Source organism: Dolichospermum planctonicum, from assembly GCF_005402965.1.
Classification (GTDB): Bacteria; Cyanobacteriota; Cyanobacteriia; order Cyanobacteriales; family Nostocaceae; genus Dolichospermum; species Dolichospermum planctonicum.
This window is the reverse complement of the sequence record NZ_BJCF01000016.1, coordinates 77,093-85,243: the sequence shown is the minus strand read 5'-3', so window position 1 is coordinate 85,243 and position 8,151 is coordinate 77,093. Positions and strand designations below refer to the sequence as shown.

Annotated in this window: 5 protein-coding genes; 3 read left to right on the top strand and 2 right to left on the bottom strand. The window is 39.5% G+C overall.

The window, feature by feature from the left end; translation table 11 throughout:
- Positions 1 to 251 precede the first annotated feature (251 nt).
- Entirely contained in the window at positions 252 to 356 is a 105-nt protein-coding gene (petM, locus tag FFO06_RS09350; protein ID WP_137907794.1) for a cytochrome b6-f complex subunit PetM, read from the bottom strand.
- An 87-nt stretch (positions 357 to 443) separates the two neighbouring features.
- Between petM and FFO06_RS09345 the strand changes: the two genes are divergently transcribed.
- Genes FFO06_RS09345 through FFO06_RS09335 form a run of 3 tightly spaced genes read left to right on the top strand, consistent with a single transcriptional unit; the run spans position 444 to position 3,294 of the window.
- Positions 444 to 656: a hypothetical protein gene (locus FFO06_RS09345; protein WP_137907793.1), complete on the top strand. Its 213-nt coding sequence runs from the start codon at positions 444 to 446 to the stop codon at positions 654 to 656.
- Positions 657 to 661: 5 nt separating this feature from the next.
- Complete coding sequence (gene pdxA / locus FFO06_RS09340) at positions 662 to 1,756, top strand: 4-hydroxythreonine-4-phosphate dehydrogenase PdxA (protein ID WP_137907792.1); 1,095 nt, start codon at positions 662 to 664, stop codon at positions 1,754 to 1,756.
- Between the two features lie 56 nt (positions 1,757 to 1,812).
- A complete protein-coding gene (locus FFO06_RS09335) occupies positions 1,813 to 3,294 on the top strand; it encodes a UDP-N-acetylmuramoyl-L-alanyl-D-glutamate--2,6-diaminopimelate ligase (protein WP_137907791.1) in 1,482 nt (493 codons plus the stop codon).
- A gap of 129 nt (positions 3,295 to 3,423) precedes the next feature.
- On the opposite strand, the gene FFO06_RS09330 is transcribed toward FFO06_RS09335, so the two are convergent.
- Entirely contained in the window at positions 3,424 to 8,148 is a 4,725-nt protein-coding gene (locus FFO06_RS09330; RefSeq protein WP_137907790.1) for a GAF domain-containing protein, read from the bottom strand.
- Positions 8,149 to 8,151: the final 3 nt, after the last annotated feature.

Here is an 8,151-nt window from a genome sequence, read left to right as displayed (position 1 = left end):
TGCATACTTGACCGTGACCACAATGCTGCAATTAACATTCTAACTAAAGCACTAAAACAAACTGGCTATCATTTAAGTACCGTCGGGCGGACGGAAACTAATAACGCTTGTGGAGAGATGACCCTCTACTCAGACTTGGTAACAATTGAAACAAGAATCCCCGTCCCTCTATAGGGCGGGGAGCGTCAATTTGTAGTTTTGTAGGGTGCGTTGCGAACGCACCATAATGTCACAAATATCTTGAATTGGCTCTATTCTTCCGCACCTTGAATTTTCAGTAACAAAGCACCGATAGCCCAACCTACGAAGATGAGACTAAAAGACAATATAGCTGCATTTAACATTTCACCGCTCATTTGCTGCAATTCTCCTTTGTGGATGATTGATTTATGTTTCCTGTTTGTCGGCTCAACTCAGTCTATCAGAACTATCGAGTTAGACCTTTGTTAATCATTCTAAACCAATTTGGGAACAGGGAACAGGGAACAGGGAACAGGGGACAGGGGACAGGTGCTACGCCACGGGGACAGGGAACAGGGGACAGGGGACAGGGGACAGTTGAGGAGGTAGAGTTATTACCAATTACCCATTACCAATTACCCATTACCAATTACCAATTACCAATTACCAATTACCCATTACCCATTACCAATTAACCAACATGACTAATGAAAATAAACGCCCACGGTTGGTATTAACGCTAGGAGATCCGGCTGGTATCGGACAGGAAGTAATTTTGAAGGCTTTAGCAGATCCACAAGTGACTCAAAATTGCGATCTGGTGGTAGTAGGTAGCAGAAATTTAATAACTATAACTTATGAAAATATCAGTAAAAATATTGATAATGATCTAGTTTTGGCAAATCCCGCTGATTTGTCTATTATTGACCTACCTACTGTTGGTAAAATTGTCACGGGTGTGGGTAATGCGGACAGTGGCGCGGCGAGTTTTGCTTATATGGAATATGCTATATCTCACACTTTGGCGGGTGAATTTGATGGAATTGTCACAGGACCTATTGCTAAATCAGCCTGGAAAGCCGCAGGTTACAATTATCCGGGACAAACGGAACTTTTAGCCGCTAAGACCGGCTTTAATATCTCCAAAGACCGGTTTGGAATGTTGTTTGTGGCACGATCTCCTTTTACCGGTTGGACACTCCGTACCTTACTTGCCACCACACATATTCCCTTATGTCAAGTACCCAATACATTAACGCCAGAATTATTAACAAAAAAACTAGATTTGCTGGTAGAGTGTTTGGAAAATGATTTTGGGCTGAAAAATTGGAGAATTGTGATCTCCGGTTTAAATCCCCACAGTGGAGAGATGGGACAATTGGGAACGGAAGAAATAGACTGGTTAATTCCCTGGTTGGAGTCAGAACGCCAAAAACACCACGCCAAAAACTCCCTAAATCAGTTAGAAGGACCAATACCACCAGATACAATGTGGGTAAAACCAGGTCTGGCTTGGTATGGAAATGGTGAGGTCAAAAATCCCGCTGATGCTTATTTAGCACTTTATCACGACCAAGGTTTAATTCCTGTTAAATTAATGGCTTTTGATCGGGCTGTAAATACTACCATTGGTTTACCTTATGTACGGACTTCACCAGACCACGGAACAGCCTTTGATATTGCGGGAAAGGGTATTGCTGACCCGACAAGCATGAAAGCAGCAATCCAATTAGCAGTAGAATTAGTCAAGCATCAAGCAACACGAAAACACCTTGATCACAAAATTTCCCCATAGACTACAAAATCATGTTTAAATAAGCCCAAGACAAGCTTGTGGCGAGGTTGGTGGAGATGAAATTACGAGAATTATTAGCGACTGTAGATGGAATTGGATCTCTTGTAAATATACCGGATATTGATATTCAGGGACTTAAAACTAATTCTCATGCTTGTACTCCAGGAGATTTGTTTTTGGGAATGCCAGGAACTAGAGTAGATGGTGGGGAGTTTTGGCCGAGTGCTTTAGCTGCTGGTGCGGTAGCAGCCATTGTTTCCTCCGCAGCAATTCTTAAAACTCCCCCTTCATCAAATTCTATAGTCATTAGTAGCGATAATATGACTAAAGCCTGCGCTCAAATAGCCGCAGCTTTTTATGGTTATCCCGGACAAAAACTCAAAATGGTGGGTGTTACCGGGACAAATGGGAAAACGACTACCACGCACTTAATTGAGTATTTTCTCACAAAATCTAGTTTACCGACGGCTTTAATCGGTACTCTTTACACCCGTTGGCCTGGTTTTGAACAAACATCTGTGAATACTACTCCCTTTGCTGTGGATTTACAACAGCAATTAGCCAATGCTATCAATGCTGGTTGTGAAACCGTCGTCATGGAAGTCAGTTCTCACGCTTTAGCCCAGGGTAGAGTGTTAAATTGTGATTTTGAGGTCGGAGTCTTTACTAATCTCACTCAAGACCATTTAGACTATCATAGGGATATGGAAGACTATTTTGCGGCGAAAGCATTGCTATTTAGTCCAGATTATCTGCAAGGAAAAGCAATTATTAACGCCGATGATGCCTACTGTCAACGCTTAATTACGTCTACAAAATCCGACCAGGTTTGGAGTTATAGCGTTAACAATAATACCGCCAATTTTTGGATGAGTGATTTAAATTATCAACCAAATGGTGTCAGTGGAATTTTACATACTCCTCAAGGAAATACAGCTTTTAGTTCCCCTTTAGTTGGTCAATATAATCTCGAAAATCTCTTGGCTGCGATCGCTACTGCTCTCCATTTAGGGTTAAATTTAGATTTGGTAGTAAATGCCATTCCTGAGTTTCCCGGCGTTCCTGGACGCATGGAACGGGTACTTAACCCACAACAAGATATTAGCGTGATTGTGGATTATGCCCATACTCCCGATAGTTTGGAAAATTTGCTCAAAGCTGCTCGGCCGTTTATTCCTGGTAAAATGATTTGTGTGTTTGGTTGTGGTGGAGACCGAGATCGCACTAAACGTCCAAAAATGGGGAAAATAGCGGCAGAATTGGCTGATTTAGTTGTGGTGACATCAGATAATCCCCGCACAGAAGATCCAGAAAAGATATTAGAGGATATATTGGCAGGTATTCCTGATATATTACAACCAATAGTTATCAGCGATCGCGCTACCGCAATTCATACAGCAATTCTCCAAGCTCAACCCGGAGACGGTGTATTATTAGCCGGTAAAGGTCACGAAGACTATCAAATTCTGGGGACTGAGAAAATCCACTTTGACGACAGGGAAGAAGCACAAAAAGCTTTACAGCAAAGAATTAACTAGTGAACAGGTGACAGGTAACAGGTGACAGGTAACAGGGGACAGGTAACAGGGGACAGGTAACAGGGGACAGGTAACAGGGAATAGGGAATAGGCAAGGAGGTAGAGTTATTACCCATTACCCATTACCCATTACCCATTACCCATTAAATTGTATCGGGGAATACTAACTTTAAATGTTGTTCCCTGCTTTGGTTCGCTTTCTAATGTAATTTCCCCTTGATGTTGATCAACGCATTTTTTGACTATTGCTAAACCTAAACCCGTACCGGAAATACTACCAACATTAGAACCACGATAAAAAGAACCAAATAAATTAACTTGATCTTCTTTAGGAATACCAATACCATAATCTTGAATTATAAAGATTATCTGCTCATCGGCGATATTCAAACTGAAATTAACTTTACTACTTCCAGGTGAATATTTCATAGCATTGGTGAGCAAATTTGTGAGAACTTGACGGATAATCTTTGGATCAAATTCCGTAAATAAGGTATCATCTAAAACTGGCTCGCTGCTATTTAAAGAAAACTCTATTACATGATTGTGGCTAGTTCCTTGTATTTCTCCTATGAGACCACGACAAAAAGCAATAATATCTGATGTTTCTGGTTTAAATTCTATTTTCTCAGTTTCAACACTGTTGATCATCAGAACATCATCTAGTAGTTGAACAGTATATTTGATGGTTTTTTGGATCGTTTCTAAGTGTCCGTGTTTTTTTTCCGCGCTTAGACGATCGCTAAAAGTTTGTAAAATCCCTGTAGATGAGGAAATAATAGCTAATGGGGTGCGAAATTCATGGGAGGCCATGGAAATAAAACGCGATCGCATTGCGCTGATTTCTTTTTCTTGTGCGAGAGACTTTTGTAATTTCTCAAATAAATCCGCTTGTTGAATAGCTATTGCTAATTGATTGGCTATTTGTTGCAATAATTCAGCTTCAGATTCTTCCCAAATACGTTTTTGACTACAAGCATGAACAACCAGCACCCCCCAGAGTTTATTATGAGGATGATTTACCCAGCGCCCGCTTTCATTTTCTACCAAATCCTGCAAAATGGGAGCGACAATTTTAGATTTAATATTTCCTTGTCGAGAATATGCCCTCAAGCAATCTGTCCAAATATCATCCATTACGTCGAGAACAATGCGCGGTTTTCCTTGCCAATAGCATTCTAAAATATCTTGTGACCATTTTTCATCTTCCCAATAACTATCTTTAAAAGTAATATAACCGTTAGCAACAGCTTCTTCCACAATTTGACTTTTACCATCAGGAAATAGACGGAAGACAATCACCCTCTCAGCCTGGGTTAATTCTTGCACTTTAGCAGTAATAGTAGTTAAAATATGATTTAAATTGAGGCTAGAGCGAATTTCTTGAGTGATATCTTGAATGGCTTTTTGTCGTTGTAGTTGCAGGTAAATTTCAGTTTCAGCTTGCTTTCTAATTATTAATTCTGACTGTACTTGTTCATATAGCATAGATTGTTGAATGGCGATCGCTAATTGGTTCGCTATTTGTTGAACAAGTTCAATTTCAAAATCTTGCCAGTGACGAGGTTGGGAACATTGATGAATACACAATAAACCCCATAAAGTTTTTCCCTGGATTAATGGTACAACTAAATTTGCTCTCACCTGAAATCGTGCTAAAATATCCCGATGACAATCTGCGAGTCCCGCATTGTCAATATCATCTACTATTTGCATTCTCCCCGCTGCATAGTCGGGAGAAAATCTCTCACCAAAACATTGATCATTAACTTTCATTTCTAGGGCAGATTTAAACCCAGAAACTACTGATTCTGAGACAAATCCACCATAATTAAAATTACTGTCTGTATCAAATTTAAATATTCCCACTCTATCAGCATTAATTAATTGTCGTATTTCTGCCGCAGCAGTATTAAAAATAGTATGTAAATCTAGGGACTGACGAATGCGTTGGGTTGTCTCCCAGAGTAAATGTTCTCTTTCTGCTTGCTGCTTAATTTTTTGTTCTGCTTGTTTCCATTCCGTAATATCTCTATTCACCCCAATCACCCGTTCTGCTTCTCCTTGGGAATCGCGCTCAATAATGCCGTAAGATTGGAAGAGACGGTTGTTACCATCTGGCAAAACTATTCTAAACTCAATCTCAAATTCTTTGCCATCTTTCAGCTTATGTTGTATAATTTTATTAACTCTGACTGCATCTTCTGGATGTAATGCTGTTTGCCAAATTTCCATACAATCCCCATATTCCGATGTTTTGAACCCATAGAGTTCATACATCTTTTCATCCCAAATTGTGCGATTATTGCGGATATCCCATTCCCAAATAGCAATTTTTGCAGCTTTGATTGCTAATTTTAGACGATTAGAGAGGTTTTGCAGTTGGCTTGTGCGTTTTTCTACTCTGGCTTCTAGTTTTTGATTAAATTGGAATAACTTATTTAAGGTTGCTTGTAATTCCTCTTCTTTTTGCATTAGTTGAGTGATATCAGTATTTGCACCAGATACTCGCACCGCTTTTCCAGTTTCGTCCCGGAGAATATAACTTCTACAGTTAATGAAGATATAATATTCTTGTTTATGTCGCAGCCGAAACTTTAACTCAATAAACTCTATATTTTTATCGTCTAATGCTTGATTGAAGCTTCCACGGATAGGAGCTATATCCTCTGGGTGCATAAAATTCTCCCAGAAGGTTTTAGATTTGAGATAAAGTTCTTCATGTTTGTAACCCAGCATGGAAAACCAACGAGCAGAAAAATAAATACTATCTTCTAGAATATCCCAATCCCACCAAGCATCATTTGAACCTTTAAGAACTAGAGATAATCGTTCTTGCAGTTTTTCTGATTTTTGGAATAATTTAGATAATTTTTCCTCTGGATTTTTGCGAACAGTAATATCAACCATAGCTCCAATCACAACGACAATCTCACCGTGATCATCTAAGACTACTTGATTACGATCTTCAAACCAAATGTAATTACCATCTTTACGTTGCAGTCTATATTCTGTGGACAAAGGACTTTTGTGAGTTAAGTTTTTTTGAATCAAAGAATACAGTCTGTCTCGATCTTCTGGATGAACTATATCCATAAATTCAGCTAAATTTCTCGGACATTCTGAATATGAGTAACCCAAAACTTCCTCCATATTCGCTGCCCAAACGGGAGCATCATTGAGCAAATTATATTCATACATAATTTGTCCACTAGCTGTACTTGCTAATTCATAACGATTTTTCCATATTTTCAATTCTGCTAACTGTTGTTTGATTAATTCTTCTGCTTGTTGTCGTTGATGAATTTCAATTTGTGTCTGTTGATAAGTATTTGCTTGTTGAATCGCAATTGCGACTCGCAGTGATATTTGTTTTACCAATTCGATTTCCTCAAGTTCCCAATTGTGGGGAATATCGCGGTAACTTGCTAACATTAGTCCCCAGAGTTGATTTTCAACAATTAACGGAGCTAATAGTTTAGCGCGAATATCAAGGTCTTTTAACATCTGCTGATGACACTGAGTTATGGATTCACTGTCAATGTCATTAATTACCCGAATTTGCCCTTGACGGTAAAGTTCAAGCCATTCTGGACTGATACAGGGATCATGTACTTCTTGATTCAGGACTGAATGTCCACCCGCAACAATTGCTTCAGCGATAACTTGACCACGAAAATCAGCACTGAATTGGTAAACAATCACGCGATCGCATTTTAATATTTTTCTCATTCCTACAACTGTGTTATTGAGAATCTCTTGTAAATTTAGAGATGAGTGAATTTGCGTTGCAATCTGATTAATTAATTCTTCCTGTTCTGCTTTTCTTCTCAGTTTAATAGTGCGCTCTTCTATTTGCTTTTCTAACTCAAGAGTATAATTTCCTAGCAGTTGTATTTTCTCTGTTTCTAGTTGTAATACTTTTTCTTGTAACACTGCTGTTAGTTTATATAATTCCCAAGGATTAAGGGCTTCTAAAATACTGCTGTGGGTAACGATACCAAGTAGTTCCCCTGCGCTTCCTATCACTGCTAAACGCTGAATAAATCGCTGTTCCATTATTTGCTGCACAGTCCAGAGAGATTCATCAACAGTCACACAGAAAACTGGTGTACTCATGACAGTTTTTGCTAAACAGGTATCGAAATTCACGCTTAAAGCTTTAAGCTGTACAATATCACGCTCTGTCACCATACCCAGAGGAATTGTTAAAGATGCTTGTGTTTCTACAATCATCACCGAACTGACTTGATTTTCTGCCATTAAGCGAGCGATCGCTAGTATAGAAACATTAGCAGGTGCACATAAGACATTGGTGGTCATGACCTCATGAACCAACCGCAAGCGCAACAAGTCTACAGGCCGAAGTATCTGCCGTAAACTTTCGTAAGTCAGGAGTCCCACCAGTTGATTTTCCTCATCAACCAGTGGTAAATGACGAATGCGGTGGTGTTGAAGGAGATTCAGGGCAAAAAAGAGGTCTGTAAATTTTGACTCCTGCAAGGTGATTACAGGATGACTCATGACATCACGGAGGGCTAAATTTTCCAGGTCGGGTTTTTGGGCGCTGAGTTCGACCACATTTTGTTCCGTAAAGATGCCTACTGGACGATTATTTTCCACAATTAGGACACAACTGGAACGGCCTTGAATTTGTAAATGTTCTAGATGGTTATCAGTGGTTTGGGGAACAGAACAAACTGCTTGTACGTTCAGCCACAGGGGGTTTCCCCCTATTCCACTCATTTGGACTACAGCTTGTCTAACCGTTGTATCGGCAGTTGCGACTAACGGGTTATAAATAATAGCTGACTTTAGTTCCGTTGCACTGATAGAATTTACAGGTATCAACATTTA

Coding starts and splice junctions, on each gene's coding strand:
- petM (WP_137907794.1), bottom strand. CDS start 356: ATGAGCGGTGAAATGTTAAATGCAGCTATATTGTCTTTTAGTCTCATC.
- pdxA (WP_137907792.1), top strand. CDS start 662: ATGACTAATGAAAATAAACGCCCACGGTTGGTATTAACGCTAGGAGAT.
- FFO06_RS09335 (WP_137907791.1), top strand. CDS start 1,813: ATGAAATTACGAGAATTATTAGCGACTGTAGATGGAATTGGATCTCTT.
- FFO06_RS09330 (WP_137907790.1), bottom strand. CDS start 8,148: ATGTTGATACCTGTAAATTCTATCAGTGCAACGGAACTAAAGTCAGCT.